Here is an 18,158-nt window from a genome sequence, read left to right as displayed (position 1 = left end):
TCAGACCAACCATTAAATGTCGAAATGAAGCTGTTGCTCGATCAAATCTATCAAACAGAATCAAGACGGATTCTGAGTACATTAATCCGCTTACTGGGCGATTTTGATTTGGCTGAAGAAGCCATGCATGACGCCTTTGCGATTGCCTTGCAGAAATGGGAAATAGATGGCGTTCCAGATAATCCCAGGGCCTGGCTGATATCCACTGCACGTTTTAAAGCGATCGATCAATTGCGTCGGCAGGCACGTTTTGACTATTCCATTGATACCGTCATTAATGAGCTGGTTGCTGAAGAGAATGAGTCGAATGAACAGCAGATTGAAGATGATCAATTACGTCTGATATTCACCTGTTGCCATCCAGCATTGGCTGAAGAAGCCCGACTTGCCCTGACCTTACGTGAAGTCTGTGGCATGACAACCGAGGAAGTTGCACGGGCTTTTCTTCAAAAACCGACGACACTTGCTCAACGAATTGTTCGCGCCAAAAACAAAATTCGTGAAGCCGGTATTCCATATGAAGTCCCTGAAACTGATCAATTAGCTGAACGGCTACACTCCGTATTACAGGTAATCTATCTGATTTTTAATGAAGGCTATTCAGCCAGCAATGGTGAGTTGCTGGTCAAACATGATTTGGCCAGTGAGGCGATTCGTCTTGGCAGATTATTAGCCCAATTATTACCTGAACCGGAAGTAGACGGTTTATTGGCATTAATGCTGTTACAGGATTCGAGGCGCTCTGCCCGGTTGGATGCAAATGGCGATCTGATTACCCTGGATGAACAAGACCGCAGGCTGTGGGATCAACAGCAAATTGGGGAGGGCTGTAAACTGGTCATTCAGACATTACGAACGCAACGCTTTGGACCTTTTACCCTGCAAGCCGCTATTGCTGCAGTGCATGCCGAGGCACCCTCTTTCGAGCAGACTGATTGGCTACAGATTGTGGGTTTGTATGATGCACTTATGCAATATGCCGATTCCCCAGTCGTCAGGTTGAATCGAGCTGTAGCAATCGCCATGCTGCAGGGCCCGGAAGCTGGGTTAGACACCATTGAGCAATTACTGGCCGAAGGTGAACTCAACAACTATCATTTAATCTATGCGGCTAAAGCTGATTTATGTCGACGCCTGCAGCAATTTGCTGCTGCCCGAATGGCCTATCAACAAGCGCTTGCTTTAACTCAGCAAGGCCCGGAGCAACGTTTTTTGCAGCGACGTCTTGCTGAATTATCAGTAAAAACTTCTTAGACCGAAAAGAATCCTGTGTTATTTATCTAGCAGTAATTTAACCAGCTCAGCTGCCGGAATCGGCCTGCTGAATAAAAAGCCCTGAAAGAATTTACATTGATGGTCCTGCAGGAATGTTAATTGTGACTCCGTCTCCACCCCTTCAGCAATTACCTGCATATGTAAACCATCCGCCAAAGCGAGTATGGCTCTTACAATCGCCTGGCTATTGATACCGGTTTCCAGCTCACGAATAAAATGCTGATCAATTTTCAGTACATCCAATGGCAAATCCTGCAAATAGGACAATGAGGAAAAACCGGTTCCAAAATCATCCATTGCCAGTCGCAGGCCCAATGCTTTCAATTGATGCATTCTTTCGATGCAGGCTTCACGATTACCTATCGCAACGTTTTCAGTCAGCTCCAGTTCGATAAAATCAGGGTTAACTCGTGTGCGCTTAAGGATTTCGGCCACATTGGGGACAATGTCAGGACGATCGAACTCAACGCCGGAAATATTCACTGAAATAGGTACCGGCTCAATTCCAAGGTTAGTAAATGATTTAATCAATTCACAGGTTTGTTCAAGTACCCATCGTCCAATTTCAACAATCAACATGGATTGCTCAGCAATAGGAATAAATTTGGCAGGCGAAATCATGCCTAATTCAGAATGCTTCCAACGGATTAATGCTTCAGCACCAATGATATTTTTATCACTATCAAATTTTGGTTGGTAATAAACGACAATTTCGCCTTTACTTATTGCTTCCCGCAAGTCATGTTCAAGCTTGATATTTTCCAGCGCTTTCTCGGTCATATCCGCAGAATAGAAGCGAAAATTTGCCCGGCCATCATTTTTCGCATAATACATTGCTGAATCAGCATACTTGAGAAGATCTTCAGGAGTAACAGCATCAGCAGGATACATCGCAATGCCCATACTCGCAGTGGATTTCACTGACTGACCTGCCACGATTGACGTTGTATCCACTGCTTTTAATACTTTATTGGCGATCATGTTGATAAGGTCAGGATTGTCTATATCGGTTATTAATACAACAAACTCATCCCCACTCATGCGAACCACTAAATCAGTGGTGCGGATACTGTTAGATAAATGCTTGGCGACTTTTACCAGTAGTTCATCACCGGCCGAATGTCCAAGAGAATCATTTACATTTTTAAACCGATCCAGATCCAGGAAAAACACCGCTAATTGTTTCGAATCACGATCTGCCCGAGCTATTTCCTGTTGCAATCGCTCATTTAATACCAAACGATTAGGTAAGCCGGTTAATCCATCAAAATGCGCTTGTTGAAAAAGTTTCTCTTCCCAGGCAGCATTTGATAAGGCCACCGCAATACGATCCCCAAAACTTCTGGCAATCGATTTTAGTTCATTGCCGATGACTTTAGGTTGCTGATAAGCAAAACTGATGGAGGCTGCAACCTGGCCATTCACCACCACCGGTATCACCAGATAAAACCAGTTCCCGGCCAGATTTAAAATCTTCAGGTAAACCGGTAAAAGCCTATTTTCGTTAATTTCCAGCACACTCCCCTGACTTTGCTGCAATTCAGCTAAATCTTCGTCGGTAATGGCAATCGACTGTTCCTCCAGATCATAATGCTGATCTTCATGACGAGTGTGGACCGCTACGAGCAATCGGTTTTCGGCATCAAATTTGGCAATCGATATCAGGTCGCTGAACAATATTCCGGGCAAACGATTTAAAGCCGTTTCCACTATTTCATCTGCATTAAGTACAGAAAGGATCTGTCTGTCGATTTCTGCCATGGTGGACTGAATTTCAAACTGGCTTCGCAGTCGTCGAGTCATTTCATTAAATGAATCCGCCAAAGCTTCAAATTCGTCTTTGCTGTCTACTTCAACCTGATAATCAAACTGACCATCTGCAATACGTTCAGTTGCTTTTTTTAAAGCGGAGAGTGGGGAGAGGTATTTGGCGATCAATTTGGTGCTGAGAAACGCGACTATTAATACTGTCAGCAAAATAACCGGTGGATACACTTTGGTGAAATAGTCAATTGCACTAAGTGCTATAGACTTTGGTTGGGCGTGCACAATAATCAGATCTGGAGAGGCGAACATATTGCCTATTGGTGCCTGCCAGAAGCCACCCAGGTAGACATTGTCTCCAATATTTTGATTAAAACTACCGCTGTATTTGTCGAGAAGCTCGGTTAATAATTGGTTTGGTACTAACTGGTTTGGTAATGAGCTGAACCAGGATTCACCTACTTCTGTCATCACTAAAAGCTGATTGATGCCCATATTATCGACTTCCCATAAGGCTTCGGGGTGTAATTCAGCCATTAAAATCCCGGCATCGGGTGTCTTTTCATTGAAATTTAACGCGATCCAAATTTGTTTAATTCCAAGCTCATCACTATCAACCGCTTTAATAAGGGTTAATCCAGAGCGAACGGCTTCGATTTCTTCCTTAGTGAGATAAGGCACCATCCGGGTATCACCCAATAAAGAGGCTCTTTGGCCAGTGCCTGTAATGATTGCTAAATCGTTAAACTGTTTTTGTATTTTCTGATCACGAAATAAATTTTGATCGCGTAAACCTCTATTGGAGCGTTCAATCCGATTTGCCAATAATCGTAAGGCACTTTCAGCCAATACCAGTCGATCAATTAATCGCAAGCCATAATCTTTACTGCTTTTTTGCAGTACATCATAGGATTGTTGATATAGCTGCTGACTGACTTGATGAAAAGACAATACGCCCAGAACTAAGACCGGTATTAATGATGCAACTACAAAAGACAACAGAATCCTTCGAGCAACTTTATTACGCTGATGGGGCATTTTTTTTATCATCAATGATTTCTTAAGCCTAAAAATCAGCCGCCAAACCTATAAACCGTCCGTCGCGCGCTAATATAATGTCATCCAGACTGGGTTTTTGAGATACCTGTTTTTGGGTTTGACCATCTTTTCCCATACTGTAGATATCATATTGCGTATTAATTGGATTGATATTGCGATCTTTTCTGGAGGGCCCTCTTGATTGTGGCCAATCATCAGCAATATTTAAATAAATGTAATTGTTACCCCATGGATCAACTCCATTGTCAGGTAAACTGCCAGCAATATCATCCAGTTTGTCGGGATAACGCTGATTTTGCAGATAGTAACGTTCAATAACGGATTGGATGGTGACAATTTGCGAAACAGCCAATGCATTATTCGTTTTATCAATATAGTTTTGGTAACTGGGTATCGCGATAGTCACGATGACCCCAAGTACAGCAATCACCAACATCAGTTCGATTAGCGTCATTGCCTTTTGTGAAGTTATATTCAACCTCTTTAGCCTCACAGGAAATCCTTCTTTAGATTGTCTTAGTAATTATCGAATTATCTTCCCTGATAGACTCCGTTAAATGCTAGCACCTACGCTGCTTATATTATGGTATTGGTTCACAAATCCGTGTTCTGTAATCCTTCTGGCAGAGCCAGTTTAACCGGGTAAAAAAACCTGCTATAACCTGAATTAATACTTTTTGCCGAGACATTACAATTAGCTAAGTTATCGGCTTGAAAAAAGAAATCTGTATTTTTTCTGACTGTCGATTTTACGTTTTCTTATTCGACTAGTTGATAAGACCACTATTCTGAGTCTTATAACAAGGAGAAATATATGAACGTAAAAAATGAAGTTGAACAACAACTGGAAAACTGGAAAAAAGCGGTTATCAGCCAGGATCTCGAACAAATCATGGCTTTTTATGCGGAAGACGTGCGAGCGTTTGATGCGATTGCCGAATTACAGTTTACCAATCGCAGAAAATACAAAGATCATTGGCAGCACTGTTTGGAATTGTGCACGATGACTAAATTTGAAATTGGCCAGCTTGATATCAATCAGGATGGTGAGCTGGCGGTATGTGCTTTTCTGAATCAATGTGGTGGCATGGATGAAAAAACTGGTGAAGAACAGGTTGGCTGGATTCGCGGTACTCAGGTTTATCAAAAACGTAACGGCCAATGGTTGATTATTCACGAACATTTTTCATTACCTTTTGATATGGCATCCGGCGCCGCTCTGTTTCATCTCACACCAGAATCAGCCTGGTAAGGAGCACACCATGAAATTTATGATTTTACGTAAAGCCGATGCCGATACTGAAAAAGGAGTGATGCCCAGTGAACAATTATTATCGGCCATGGGCGACTACAACATGCAAATGGCTAAGGTTGGAATATTAAGAGCCGGGGAAGGCTTGAAACCGACCCGTGACGGAGCACGCATTAAATTTCAGCAGGGTAAGCCATTAATTACTGACGGCCCGTTTACTGAAACCAAAGAATTACTCGCCGGTTACACTATTATTGAGGTCAACTCCATACAGGAAGCTCTGGATTGGGCCACACGCTGGCCAGTGGAAGATGCTGATGGCAACGTTGAACTGGAAGTCAGACAACTCTATGAAATGAGTGATTTTGCTGATGGGCCGGGTTTGCAAAAACATATCGAGCTTGATCAAAAAATCCGTAAACAACCACTTTCTACTAGTTCTTATCTGTTGTTTGATGGCAACTGCCGTGAAGCTTTTGCGTTTTATGCAGAGGTGTTAGGTGGCGATATTGTCATGATGATGACCGGAGGCGAATCACCGATGGCAGATGACATGCCTGCCGAGTTCGCTGACAAGGTTATGCATGTCTCTCTCCAAGTCGGCAATTGGATGTTAATGGGATCAGATTGCCCACCCGGCATGTTTGAAAAACCACAAGGTTTTCATGTACAGATTGCTTTTGAAGACGAGCCGCAAGCTGAAATCACCTTTAATCAACTGGCCGAAGGCGGCATGGTACATATGCCCTTTGAGCCAACATTCTGGGCCAGGCGATTTGGCATGCTGGTGGATCGGTTTGGCACGCCGTGGATGATTAATTGTGGTCAATGCTTACAAGGTGAGGAGGATTGAAATGAAATATCTGGCTTTGGTGTATTACCAGGAACAGATCATGAATCAAATGTCTCAGCAGGAATGGGACAGTCTGAATCAGGAATGTATGGCTTGTGGTGAAAAACTGCAAAGTACTGGTCATATGCTGGATGGTTCAGCGTTGCAGTCGGTCGAGACGGCCACCACTGTTCGTGTACGTAATGGAAAAGTGACGGTGACCGATGGACCTTTTGCCGAAACCAAAGAACAACTTGCCGGGTTTTATCTATTGGAAGCGCGCGATATTAACGAAGCTATTCAACTGGCGGGCAATATTCCACCAGCACGTTATGGCAGTATTGAAATTCGCCCGGTGCGTGAATTGCAGACTGAACAGAATAGCAGTGGCGGTAAAGGAGGTTCATCACCATGACGCAAAAACTGCAAACCTGTCTGTGGTTTAACCGAAACGCCGAACAGGCGGTGAATTTTTATCTGTCAGTCTTTGGTGGTCGCGAAATTGACCGGCTCTATTACAACAGTGCAGGCCCCGGCCCTGATGGTTCAGTGCTTTCTATCACGTTTGAACTCTGTGGCCAGCAACTGATCGCTCTCAATGGCGGCACTGAAGCACCGTTTAACCATTCAATATCATTATTGGTCAATTGTGATTCACAAACCGAAATAGACCAACTTTGGGAAAAACTGCTGGTAAATGGCGGCAGAACCTTACAATGTGGCTGGGTTCAGGATCAGTTTGGTGTCTGCTGGCAGATTGTGCCCGCTATGCTGGATAAAATGCTGCAGGATAAGCTGGGTGCTCCGGCCGTCATGTCGGCATTACTGACCATGAACAAACTGGATATCTCGCAGTTGGAACAGGCCTACCAGCGAGGTAACTAACATTGTGAGGCAATGACCTGACATCATTTGCTTAGAAAATGGTGTGAAGGTTTTACAGTTCATTTATCAGCAAAAAACTGTCTGCTGGCGTACTATAGCGCGCTATGCCAACGTAGCCTGAGGTTTGAAATGAGCGATTTACCTAATTGTCCGAAGTGTGATTCAGAATATGTCTATCAAGATGATCATATTCTGATTTGTCCGGAATGCTCTTATGAATGGTCAGCAGATACGGCAACTGACAAGGTCGAAACATCAGATGAGATCCTGGATGCCAATGGCAATGTGTTACAGGATGGCGATAGCGTGACTGTCATCAAGGATCTGAAAGTGAAAGGTTCTTCGCTGGTGGTAAAAGTCGGCACCAAGGTCAAAAACATCCGTCTGGTCGACGGCGATCACGATATTGATTGCAAGATTGATGGCATCGGTGCGATGAAACTTAAATCGCAGTTTGTGAAAAAAGTCTGACGCTTCGACAGCATCTTTGCAGCAATTTAAGGGCTCGATTAGAGCCCTTTTTTGTGGAGATTATTGATCGGCTAGTTTTTTCATATTTTCATTAATTTTGAATAATACGATCAGCAGCTCACACCAGATGCGCGCACCAACAGCTCCCGCCAGCATGGTAAAGATTCCCATAAGAAAACTGCCAAAACCACCCGTAAACATCATACCTAAACCAGAAACCAGCGCGGCGCCTAATAACAACCAGTAAACCAGAGTAATGATTTTAGGCGTTAGCATTGAATCGAAAAACAGGATATCTCTCACTTAGTTTTCTCCATAACATTTAATAATAAGTGGATGATCAACCAACATCCCTTTCAGTTTTTGTTTTACTCCAGAGCCTGAGGTGAGATACATGGATGTATCACAAACAGCTGTCATACTGCTTTAGTTGACGTCTTTTCAGCTCTTAACCGGCGAAGATAAAAGATCAACAAGCCCTGGTTTGGCAATAAATGAACATCATTTTCAATTCCGTGTCATACCAATAGAATTGGAATTAACCTCTCTCTACTGATGCCCAACATATCTATTGCCAACGCGTATAATGCCAGTTCTCTGCTTACATTTCTTGGCCGACGTCACGGAAAAACGAATTGAAACAACCCGCAACTGTCGAAAACATGCCTGATGATATTGCTCCCTATTCACCGGAAAGCCGTGTTTCATTAAGAAGAATGCGTGCCTGTCATGAGTGTGATTGGGTGGTGGTGTTACCTGCATTACGTCCTGGTGAGCATGCCACCTGCCCTCGTTGCGAACATATATTGGTACGTCGACATTTTCGACCAGCTCAACGCAGTATGGCTTATGCAATCAGTGCATTAATTGCATTGATTCTGGCAATCTCGTTTCCTTTTGTGAGTTTTGAAGCCAGAGGCATAAGCAACAATATTGAGCTTACTCAAACCGCCACCAGTATGATTGGTTTCCATCAACCCCTGGTCGCACTCATTGTGGCACTAACGATCATTGTATTGCCGGCAGTTTACCTATCAGGGGTGATTTGGTTGCAATTTGGTTTGCTCCGGGGAGATCCATTTCCATTTAGTCGTGGTATTGCCCGTTCACTAGCACATATGCATCCCTGGATGATGGCGGATGTATTTATCATTGCCGCCCTAGTCAGTTTGATAAAAATCGCTGGGATGGCACAGATTGAATTAGGTGCCTCATTCTGGGCATTTTGTGCCTTTGCAATTTTACTGTTAATGACCACGCGCTCTATTGATGCCGACTGGATGTGGTTTTCACTTGCGGGTGAACCGCAGGCCCCAAAAGGTATTCGCACAGGCGAAACGGCAGCTTCACAAGGTTTGGCAGGTTGCTCAACCTGTGGTTTGATAAACGAACTGTCCGAGTCCGGTCATGGACATTGCCGCCGCTGTGGCGAACCGCTGCATCTCCGTTTACCACATAGCCTGCAACGTACCTGGGCGCTTTTGGCGGCAGCAATAGTGATGTACATTCCAGCAAATGCCTATCCTATTATGACAACGACTGTGCTGGGCCAGACCCAGCCGGCAACCATTATTGGTGGCATCATTGATTTGTGGCAAAAAGGCTCCTGGCCAATTGCAGCAGTAATCTTTTTTGCCAGTATTCTGGTTCCTGTCGGCAAGATGCTGGCGTTGATCTGGCTGTCATTTGTGGTACGTAAAAGTAGTCAACTCAGCGCTAATAGCCGAACCAATTTATATCGTATTACCGAATTTATTGGTCGCTGGTCCATGGTAGATTTATTTGTAGTCGCTATACTGGTGGCATTGATTCGGGCAGGAAACTTAATGTCGATAACCCCAGGTCCGGCAGCACTAGCATTTGGCGCTGTCGTTATTTTAACCATGTTAGCAGCGATGACATTTGATCCACGCCTGATATGGGATACACCTACTACAAGCAAAAAAACAGCACTCCAAGGAAACCGTGAATGAGTGATTCCCCTGTCTCTAATGAAGACAATCTGACTGACCAGCATCGAGCAAAATCAGGCAGACAGTCTCGTCTTTCCCCCATCTGGATTGTGCCGATTGTCGCAGTCATGATTGGTTTATGGCTGATATATGACAACTACAGTCGTATAGGGCCCAGAATTACCTTAACGATGTCAAATGCAGAGGGGATAGAAGCTGGCAAAACCATGATCAAAACGCGCAATGTGGATATTGGTCAGGTTGAACAGGTGCGTCTATCAGATGATTTAACCCATACATTAATCATTGCGCGTATTAATCCAGAGGCCGAACCGATGCTGGTCGATGACTCCCGCTTCTGGGTCGTAAAACCGCGTATAGGTCGAGAAGGGATCAGTGGCCTTAATACAGTACTATCCGGTGCCTATATTCAATTACAACCCGGTGAAAGTAAGATCGAACAACGTGAATTTGAGGTGCTTGAACAACCGCCTATTTCAACTCTCGGTGTGCAAGGTTTACGCATTAATCTGATCAGTCAGCTGGGCAACTCACTACGAGTAGGTGACCCCGTGACTTATCAGGGGTTTAATGTGGGCAGGGTTGAAAGCGCTGAGTTTGATAGCGAAAAGCGTGAAATGCGCCACCAGTTATTTATTGAAAGCCCTTACGATGTTCTGGTCACCGAAGGAACCCGTTTCTGGTCTGCCAGTGGCGTGGATTTAAAACTGGATTCCGAAGGTTTCAAAATCAATATTGCCTCGCTGGAAGCATTATTAGGTGGTGGCGTGACATTTGGAGTCCTTGAGGATTTACCTGTTGGTTCTCCTGCCCCGCCCGATAGTATTTTTACCCTATACAGTGATGAGGAGAGTGCACGTCAGGAAGCTTATACTCAATACCTTGAATATGTACTGTTAATCGAAGATACCGTCCGCGGCCTTTCCAAAGGGGCGCCGGTTGAATTTCGTGGCATTCGTATTGGTACCGTTTCGAGTGTACCGTGGAAATTCACCTCACCCGAACGCAATGCGCAGAGCGGCTTTGCTATTCCGGTGTTAATCCGTCTGGAACCTCAACGCTTAGGCGGTAGTGAAAAAGTTGATATCAAAGACTGGGCAGCCCGCTTCGATCGCATGTTGAATGCCGGATTAAGAGCCACACTCAAGTCAGGTAATCTGTTGACCGGATCATTATTCGTTGATCTTAACTTCCAGCGTGATGATACCTATGAGTTTGTTGCCAGAACGTTTGAAGGGCATCAGGTTCTGCCAACCAGTTCAACAGGCTTGGCGCAAATCGAACTGAAAGTGTCGAATTTGCTGGATAAACTCAATCAACTGGAAGTTGAACCGATTCTAACCGGCATGGATCGTAATCTGGAAAGCTCCGAAACCATGCTGAACGAAATCAGAGAGTTAACCGCCAGCATTCAAACCTTGGTCAATGCTTCTGAAACGCAACAGATCCCTGAAAATATTAATCAGACACTTACAGAAATTCGAGCCACTTTGCAGGGGCTTTCGCCTGATTCCTCCGCTTATCAAGAGATGACAGGCACCTTGCAACGGTTGGAAAAACTGCTGCGTGATCTTCAGCCCATCGCACGGACTTTGGGCGAACAACCCAATGCACTAATTTTTGATCGTCGTGACAGCGACGACCCACTACCACGAGCGCCAAAATAATCGGGATTATTTATGTTGATAACAATCAATAAATTGTTTTTTAGCTTATTGCTGGTAATGAGTTTAATGGCTTGTGCCAATCAAGCAGTTAATACACAACGATATACCCTGCCAGAAACCTTTCAATCCTCTGAGCAGGCTTCAACACCTGAGGCACAAGTCCTTGTAATAGGCTCTATTAGCCTGGCTGAATTTCTTGACAGCGAACGCATTGCATTGCAAATGGATGACATTACTCTGCATCAAGCCAATGAGCATCTTTGGGCAGAAAACCTGGGCCAACAAATTCGCCGTGGATTGCGTAGCCGATTGAGCAAACAACTCCCAGAGTTGCTGGTGCTGTCAGATAGTCGGGGATTAAAACAAACGGCGTGGAATTTACAGTTGGATATTGAGCAGTTTCATGGGCACTTTACTGGCAAAGCGGTGACCAGCGGACAATGGCGTTTGCGCGATCACACAGGTGAATTGATTGTCATCTCACCCTTTCATATTGAAACAACTCTGGCAGCAGATGGTTATCCGGCTTTAGTGCGGGCATTGGGTAGCAACTTGGATAAATTAGCTGAAAAACTAGCTACTGAAATCACAAAATATTGATTTAAATTGGGTGAGATCATTATGATCTCACCCTCTAAACCTGATTGAAATTACTTAATCCACACCTGTTTGGCGTTCACAAACTCATGGATTCCGTGTGGCCCGAGCTCTCGACCAAAACCGGATCCCTTGATTCCACCGCTTGGTAATCGAGGATCGGTTTTCACAATGCCGTTTATTGCAACCTGACCAGATTGAAGCTGCATGGCCAGATGCGAAGCCAATTCGGCATTTTTAGTCCAGATGCTGGCACCTAAACCGTATTCCGTGTCATTGGCCATTTCCAGTGCGTGTTCGTGATCTTCTGCTTTAATCACCGCCATAATTGGCCCAAAGGTTTCCTCACGAAACGCACACATTGTGGGAGTCACTTCGGTCAGCAAGGTGACCGGGTAGAAAAAACCATCGGTATCCGGTAATTCGCCTCCTAATAAACATTTCGCACCTGCCGCAACGGTATCTTCCACCTGACGATGCAGATTCAGTTGTAAATCCTTGCGAGCAATCGGCCCGATATCGGTACTAGGTTGTAATGGATCGCCCATTTGCAATTTTTTGAGTCGATTTAATAATAGTTCGACAAAATGGTCGTAGATTTCAGCCTCGACAATAATTCGTTTTGCGGCAATACAGGACTGTCCTGCATTAATGATTCGCGACAGTGTAACCACATCCGCGGCCGTTTCCAGATCCGCATCGGCAAGAATAATACTGGGATCCGAGCCACCCAGTTCCAGTACACAGGGTTTGATTTCACTGCCTGCAATTTCGGCTACTTTCCGGCCTGCACCACCAGAACCGGTAAACGAAACAGCCATTATGCGTGGATCACGAATCGCTAATTCTACTTCTGGGGTTTCCAGGGGCAAATTCACCATAATATTTTCCGGTGCGCCAGCTTTAACAAAGGCATTTGCGATTGCCTGGGCCGTTTGCGGCACATGGGGATCGTGTTTCATCACACAAGTATTGCCTGCCATCAGCGCGGGGGCCAGATAGCGGAATGCCAGCCATAATGGTGCATTCCAGGGCAGAATGCCCAGCAATGTGCCCAAAGGTTGATAACAGACATAACTAAGTGATGCATCCGATTCGATAGTGTCTCTGGCCAGAAACTTTTCGGCATTATCGGCATAGAATTCTGCACAAAAGGCTGCTTTTTCAACCTCTGGTACCCCTTCTCTTATTGGCTTACCCATTTCCAAAGCCATCAGTTGTGCCAGATCATGTTTTTCTGCGCGTAACTGTCTGGCGACTGAACGTAAAACCTCTCCACGCTCTTCAAAACTTCGATCACTCCAGTCAGCAAAAGCTGCGCTGGCCTCACCGATTCGGGCATACATTTCATGTTTAGTGAGACAGGGGAAACTATCGATTTTTTTTCCGCTATACGGATTTGTTGCTGTTAGCATGTGAACCTCTTTAATTAGCTAGCGGATTTCTGAGAACGCTCAATTTGTTTGTCAGCTTTCGCTTCGCTTTTTGGGCTTTTATCAACCGAGATGAGCTTTTGTTTGCCCTGATCGGCTTTCACCACAAAATCCCGATCCATGGTGAAAAAGGACTCGCAGCCATCTTCGGTAATATGAATGGTGTCAGAGATACCGCAGGTTTTATCCCCATCGATGCCCCACATCCACGGGATAATGTGAAACGTCATGCCAGGTTTCAGCACAGCAGATTCACCTTGTTTGAGACTAACGATATACCCTTCATCCCAGCTGGGTGGAAAGGCGATACCAATTGAATAACCCGACCGGGTCACCAGCCGTGCACCAATATCATTTTTAGTAATGATATTACGAATCATATTGTCGGCATCGGATACGGTCATGCCTGGCTGAAAATTCTTATGTACTGCGTCCAGCGCCATTTTCATAATTTCCTGGGCTTTATACATTGATGGGCTTAATGCACCCAGAACAATTGTGCGCATCATTGCGGTGTGATACCGGCGATAACAGCCCCCCACCTCAAGAAAAACATGTTCATTTGGTTGAACAATACGGCCTTCCCAAGTGGCATGACCAATCATGGTGCGTGGTCCGGAAGTCACATACGGCATCACCGCAGGTGGTTCACCTCCTGCTCTAAACATTGCTGCGCTGATTGCCGCACCAATTTCATTTTCAGTAACGCCTTCCTGCACAGCGTCAATACCGGCTTGCATACCTGCTTCAGTGGCTCTGGCAGCATTCTGCATCAAGGCAATTTCCATAGCTGATTTGCATACCCGCCCTTCCTCTACGATGCCAAAGCAATCCAGTAGTTTGCCATCGGTCAAAGTGGTATGAATGCAGTCCTGATGATAGGCAGGGAAAAAGTAGCTGTTACGTTCATATCCAATGCGTTTTTTATCCAGTCCAAACTCACGCAGTGCATCGACCAGCATCTGAATGGCATCGCCAGTATCAGGATACGGCCGGGTAATCTCTACCCAGGTCCGATGGATTACATTAGATTCTTCCAGTTTACGGGTAATCATGAACGGTTCATCTTCCAACGGCACTACCAACGCCTGAAAAAATGAATAGCCAGTCGTCTGATAATCCGTCAGATACATAATATTTTCAGGATCGGAAATGACCACAGCATCCATATGCCGTTCGGCAATACGTTCTCTTAACTCGCGTAGTCGTCGCTCGTATTCTTCAAACGGAAAAGTCATATCATCACGCTGTCTCATGCGGCTTCCTCCATTTGCATGACTCTGTCTGTTACTTCAACCAGAATATCCAGTCCCGTCTTTAAGTCAGATTGGGGCGTGGTTAATGGGGGGATCAATTTGACAACACGGCCACCGGTACCACAGCTGGCAATCAGTAACCCGGCATCAAAACACTGATTCACAATCGCTTTGGCTCTATCTCCATTGCCGACGTCCAATCCCAGAATCATGCCTTTACCAGTCACATTCACTTCCGGATACCGCTGCGTCAATGGTGCCAGTGCTTCAGCCATTTGCTGGCCGTTGGTTTTGACTTCTTTCATCAACTCATCATTGTCAAAATAAGTCAGTGCCTGATCACCAGCGACAAAGGAAATATCCTGGCCTCTGAAAGTGCCAGTATGTTCACCGGGCGACCAGTGTTCATCAAGTTCCGGCTTCACCAAATTCATCGCCATCGGTGTGCCCATGCCACCAATACCTTTGGCCAGGCAAATAATGTCAGGGTCAATACCCAGATCATCAAAACTGAAAAACGAACCGGTTCGGCCAACGCCCACCTGAATATCGTCGACGATTAATAATGCCCCGACTTCTTTGGCCAATTTTGCCAGGGCCTGCAACCATTCTTTTGATGCTACCTTCACACCGCCTTCTGCCTGTATCGTTTCAAGCAAAAATGCTGCGGGCGGAGCAATACCGCTGGAGCTGTCTTTATAGATTGCTGTTAACTGATCAATACTTTGCATTCCACAACCCAGTTCACAGCCCGGACAAACCTCTTCACAGCCAAAGGCAAAATGTTTCACATGGTTGAGCGGCACACCGGCTGCATTACGGAAGTACTGATTCGCCGTGGCGCTCAGTGCCCCCAGTGTCATGCCATGAAAGCCATGACTGAAAGCCACGACATCCTGACGACCGGTAACTCTTCTTGCCAGTTTCATTGCGGCTTCCACCGCATTGGTTCCGGTAGGCCCCATAAATTGCATTTTATGCGGCATATTGCGAGGTTTCAGAATGGTATCGGTGAAGTGCTGCATAAACTGTCGTTTAGCAGTGGTGTGCATATCAAGGCTGTGCGTCACGCCATTTGATTGAATGTAATCGACTACCGCTTTGGTCATACGCTGGTTGTTATGACCAAAATTCAACACGCCGGCACCCGCAAAAAAATCAATATATTCCTTGCCGCTTTCATCAGTCTGACGGGCATTAACCGCTTTATCGAATACCACTGGATATACTCGGCAATAAGCGCGGATCGCAGACTCTCTTTCTTCAAAAATACTCATTTAAATCTCCTCTTGAACACGTCACTGGGACGATTTAGGGCAGTTCCTCCGGAACAGGTACGCCAACTCCGACCAGGCGCGAAAACAATCGTGTGACCGCCGGTATCAGGCGATCGTTAAAGTCGTAATAAGGGCTGTGACATGGCACCTGGTGATCGGGGCCATCATCACTGCCAATCAACGCAAATGCGCCGGGAATATGCTGCAGGTAATAACTGAAATCTTCGGAGGCCATAATCGGTGTCGACGTAACAAAATCCAGTGAATCAGCACCGTTAATGTCCTGCCATAACCGCCGCATGTTTGTAGCCTGTACCGAATGATTAATGGTTGCGTCATAGCGGGGAAAATTTTCCACTTCAGCCACCACACCATAACTCGCGGCAGTTTGCTGGCTGATCTCAGTGATAAGCCGATAGATTTCATCACGGGTTTTTCTGTCTGGGACCCGGATGCTGCCGCCGAGAACAGCATTTTGCGGAATCACGGTAGGCGCACTTGACGCTTCGATTGAAGTGACACTGATCACCGCAGCCTGCTGAGGCGCTAGCCGACGACTGATAATCTGTTGCAGGTTAAGGGTAATCGCACTGGCCGCTAACACTGGGTCACGGCACAGTTCCGGCTGGCTGGCATGGCCGCCTTGCCCGTGCAGCGTGATTTTAAATGTGCCATTTCCACACATCACCAAACTATCGGGACAAAGCATTTGACCAAATGAAATAGCCGGCCAGTTGTGCCAGCCATAAATTTCGTCAACCCCCTCAAGCGCGCCATCGTTGATCATTTCTCTGGCACCATGTCCCCCCTCTTCGGCGGGCTGAAAAATCAGGCTGACCGGTCCATTCAGTTGCGCTTCGTGATACTTAAGCCATTTTGCTGTCGCTAATAAGGTTGCAGTGTGACCATCATGACCACAGGCATGCATACACCCCTCATTCATTGAGCTCCAGGCTTTTAAAGTGGCTTCGTGAATAGGTAATGCATCCATATCACCGCGCAAGGCAATGTGCGGCCCAGCCGTTCCATTAGGATTCAGTACACCGACCGTGCCAGTGCCTGCACAGCTACGCCAGCTAATATTCAGTGAGCTGAGAATTTCACGTACACGCTCAGCGGTGCGATGTTCCTGCCAGCCCATTTCCGGATGAGCATGGAGTTCGCGGCGGATTGTTTCAGCTGTGGTGATGGTGTCTTGCCAGACATCTGACATGAGCCCTCCCCTGTTTTGGACCGAGCAACAAAATTGTCGGGTGATCCGTTATAAAACCTTGTCTGTTAACAATGTGACTTTTTAGTGCAATTTGCAATGCAATATGATGATTCTGCTGCAAAGCCAGCATTTTTAAATGAAAGGCAATTGCTATGCCACTAGTGACTGGTTGAAGAATATTTGGTTCAACTAACGTTTATTCTGGAGCAATTGAATCTCACAACCACTTCATTTTACTACCAATACTTTTCTATGCTGATATGACCTGGTTCGCGTCGGCTATGCTTTGTGAGCCCGCGTTTTAACAACACATTCATCGTATCCTGCACCATATCCGGGTTCCCACAAAGCATGACATGACTCTCATCATCGATACGTCCGCCAGCACGTAACTCAAGTTTGGAGTCCATTATCGCTGCAGGAATCCGCCCCGGAATAGCGTAGTCACATGCCTCTCGACTGACCATTGGAATATAACTGAATTGATGGGTATGCTTTTCGGCGATGTTGCGGATCAGTTGTTGATAGGTCAACTCTTCCATATAGCGCACAGCATGGACCAGCGTTATCCGTTCAAATTGTTGCCACACCTCGGGTGTTTTAATAATGGATAAAAAAGGACCAATGCCGGTACCGGTCGCCAGTAAAAATAACTTTTTGGCTGGCGGCAGTTGTTTAAGGGTTAATAACCCTGTGGCCTTGGTAGCAACCTTGATGCTATCTCCAGGATTAAGCTTTGCCAGCTTTGTTGAGAATATTCCGCCTGGGACTTCAATAAAATAAAAATCCAGCGGTTGTTCGCCAGGTGCATTCACCAGCGAAAATGGTCGACTGACCTCTTCACCGTCAATGTCCAGTGCCAGTCGGGTAAATTGTCCGGCTTCAAATGATGCCAGGGGGGCCTCAACCCTCAGAGAATGTAGAGTGGAGGTCCATTGTTTATTTTCTACCACCCGACCTTCTTGCCACTTTGACATGGATATCTCCTGATTAGCGTTTATTGAGTGACCATATCAACTTCTACTAGGTTGCTGCAAAACAGAATCATTAATTTATTCATCGATTCAATTGCGTCGCAATTATCTTGATTCACTATTACCATTGCTAGTGAATAAAATAACGGATGTATTCCACTTCAGTAACCAGATTGTAAGGCTATTTTGTACTATCATATGTAGTAATTACCTTTACATGCATTAATGAG

At 45.6% G+C, this 18,158-nt stretch carries 17 protein-coding genes; 9 read left to right on the top strand and 8 right to left on the bottom strand.

The window, feature by feature from the left end; translation table 11 throughout:
• Positions 1-24 precede the first annotated feature (24 nt).
• Positions 25-1,254, top strand: coding sequence for an RNA polymerase sigma factor (locus tag B4F66_RS08305; RefSeq protein ID WP_292358083.1), 1,230 nt, complete (start codon positions 25-27; stop codon positions 1,252-1,254).
• An 18-nt stretch (positions 1,255-1,272) separates the two neighbouring features.
• Here B4F66_RS08305 and B4F66_RS08300 read toward each other — a convergent pair whose 3' ends face one another.
• Complete coding sequence (locus tag B4F66_RS08300) at positions 1,273-4,089, bottom strand: EAL domain-containing protein (protein ID WP_292358081.1); 2,817 nt, start codon at positions 4,087-4,089, stop codon at positions 1,273-1,275.
• 16 nt (positions 4,090-4,105) lie between these two features.
• On the bottom strand, positions 4,106-4,576 hold the full coding sequence (locus tag B4F66_RS08295; protein WP_292358080.1) for a type IV pilin protein: 471 nt from the start codon (positions 4,574-4,576) through the stop codon (positions 4,106-4,108).
• Between the two features lie 336 nt (positions 4,577-4,912).
• Here B4F66_RS08295 and B4F66_RS08290 point away from each other — a divergent pair, with 336 nt between their 5' ends.
• From B4F66_RS08290 to B4F66_RS08270, 5 genes are all read left to right on the top strand, one after another.
• Complete coding sequence (locus B4F66_RS08290) at positions 4,913-5,350, top strand: YybH family protein (RefSeq protein WP_292358077.1); 438 nt, start codon at positions 4,913-4,915, stop codon at positions 5,348-5,350.
• A 10-nt stretch (positions 5,351-5,360) separates the two neighbouring features.
• Entirely contained in the window at positions 5,361-6,203 is an 843-nt protein-coding gene (locus B4F66_RS08285; protein ID WP_292358076.1) for a YciI family protein, read from the top strand.
• A gap of 1 nt (position 6,204) precedes the next feature.
• A complete protein-coding gene (locus B4F66_RS08280) occupies positions 6,205-6,597 on the top strand; it encodes a YciI family protein (RefSeq protein ID WP_292358074.1) in 393 nt (130 codons plus the stop codon).
• Entirely contained in the window at positions 6,594-7,067 is a 474-nt protein-coding gene (locus B4F66_RS08275; RefSeq protein ID WP_292358072.1) for a VOC family protein, read from the top strand. The genes B4F66_RS08280 and B4F66_RS08275 overlap by 4 nt, the downstream gene beginning before the upstream one ends.
• A 129-nt stretch (positions 7,068-7,196) precedes the next feature.
• Positions 7,197-7,538: a zinc ribbon domain-containing protein YjdM gene (locus tag B4F66_RS08270; protein WP_292358070.1), complete on the top strand. Its 342-nt coding sequence runs from the start codon at positions 7,197-7,199 to the stop codon at positions 7,536-7,538.
• 60 nt (positions 7,539-7,598) lie between these two features.
• Here the strand turns inward: B4F66_RS08270 and B4F66_RS08265 are convergent, their stop codons facing one another.
• Complete coding sequence (locus B4F66_RS08265) at positions 7,599-7,841, bottom strand: DUF4282 domain-containing protein (protein WP_292358068.1); 243 nt, start codon at positions 7,839-7,841, stop codon at positions 7,599-7,601.
• 332 nt (positions 7,842-8,173) lie between these two features.
• Here B4F66_RS08265 and B4F66_RS08260 point away from each other — a divergent pair, with 332 nt between their 5' ends.
• Genes B4F66_RS08260 through B4F66_RS08250 form a run of 3 tightly spaced genes read left to right on the top strand, consistent with a single transcriptional unit; the run spans position 8,174 to position 11,778 of the window.
• Positions 8,174-9,511, top strand: coding sequence for a paraquat-inducible protein A (locus B4F66_RS08260; RefSeq protein WP_292358066.1), 1,338 nt, complete (start codon positions 8,174-8,176; stop codon positions 9,509-9,511).
• Entirely contained in the window at positions 9,508-11,178 is a 1,671-nt protein-coding gene (gene pqiB / locus B4F66_RS08255) for an intermembrane transport protein PqiB (protein WP_292358065.1), read from the top strand. The genes B4F66_RS08260 and pqiB overlap by 4 nt, the downstream gene beginning before the upstream one ends.
• Positions 11,179-11,190: 12 nt before the next feature.
• Positions 11,191-11,778, top strand: a complete 588-nt coding sequence (locus tag B4F66_RS08250) for a PqiC family protein (protein ID WP_292358064.1) — start codon at positions 11,191-11,193, stop codon at positions 11,776-11,778.
• Between the two features lie 50 nt (positions 11,779-11,828).
• Here B4F66_RS08250 and B4F66_RS08245 read toward each other — a convergent pair whose 3' ends face one another.
• The 5 genes from B4F66_RS08245 to B4F66_RS08225 form a co-directional block, all read right to left on the bottom strand.
• Positions 11,829-13,190 carry an NAD-dependent succinate-semialdehyde dehydrogenase gene (locus B4F66_RS08245; RefSeq protein ID WP_292358062.1) on the bottom strand — a complete coding sequence of 454 codons (1,362 nt, stop codon included), beginning with the start codon at positions 13,188-13,190 and terminating at the stop codon, positions 11,829-11,831.
• A 14-nt stretch (positions 13,191-13,204) separates the two neighbouring features.
• Entirely contained in the window at positions 13,205-14,464 is a 1,260-nt protein-coding gene (doeA, locus tag B4F66_RS08240; RefSeq protein ID WP_292358060.1) for an ectoine hydrolase, read from the bottom strand.
• Positions 14,461-15,741 (bottom strand): aspartate aminotransferase family protein, encoded by a 1,281-nt coding sequence (locus B4F66_RS08235; RefSeq protein WP_292358059.1) that lies wholly within the window; start codon positions 15,739-15,741, stop codon positions 14,461-14,463. Before B4F66_RS08235 ends, doeA begins: the two co-directional genes overlap by 4 nt.
• 34 nt (positions 15,742-15,775) lie before the next feature.
• Positions 15,776-16,954, bottom strand: coding sequence for a N(2)-acetyl-L-2,4-diaminobutanoate deacetylase DoeB2 (gene doeB2 / locus B4F66_RS08230; protein ID WP_292358058.1), 1,179 nt, complete (start codon positions 16,952-16,954; stop codon positions 15,776-15,778).
• Positions 16,955-17,190: 236 nt separating this feature from the next.
• A complete protein-coding gene (locus B4F66_RS08225; protein WP_292358057.1) occupies positions 17,191-17,931 on the bottom strand; it encodes a ferredoxin--NADP reductase in 741 nt (246 codons plus the stop codon).
• Positions 17,932-18,158 lie beyond the last annotated feature (227 nt).

The sequence above is a fragment of the Methylophaga sp. UBA3603 genome, from assembly GCF_002375335.1.
In the GTDB taxonomy this organism is placed as follows: Bacteria; Pseudomonadota; Gammaproteobacteria; order Nitrosococcales; family Methylophagaceae; genus Methylophaga.
Note: the sequence above shows the minus strand (reverse complement) of the source record. Positions and strands in the feature narration are given on the sequence as shown.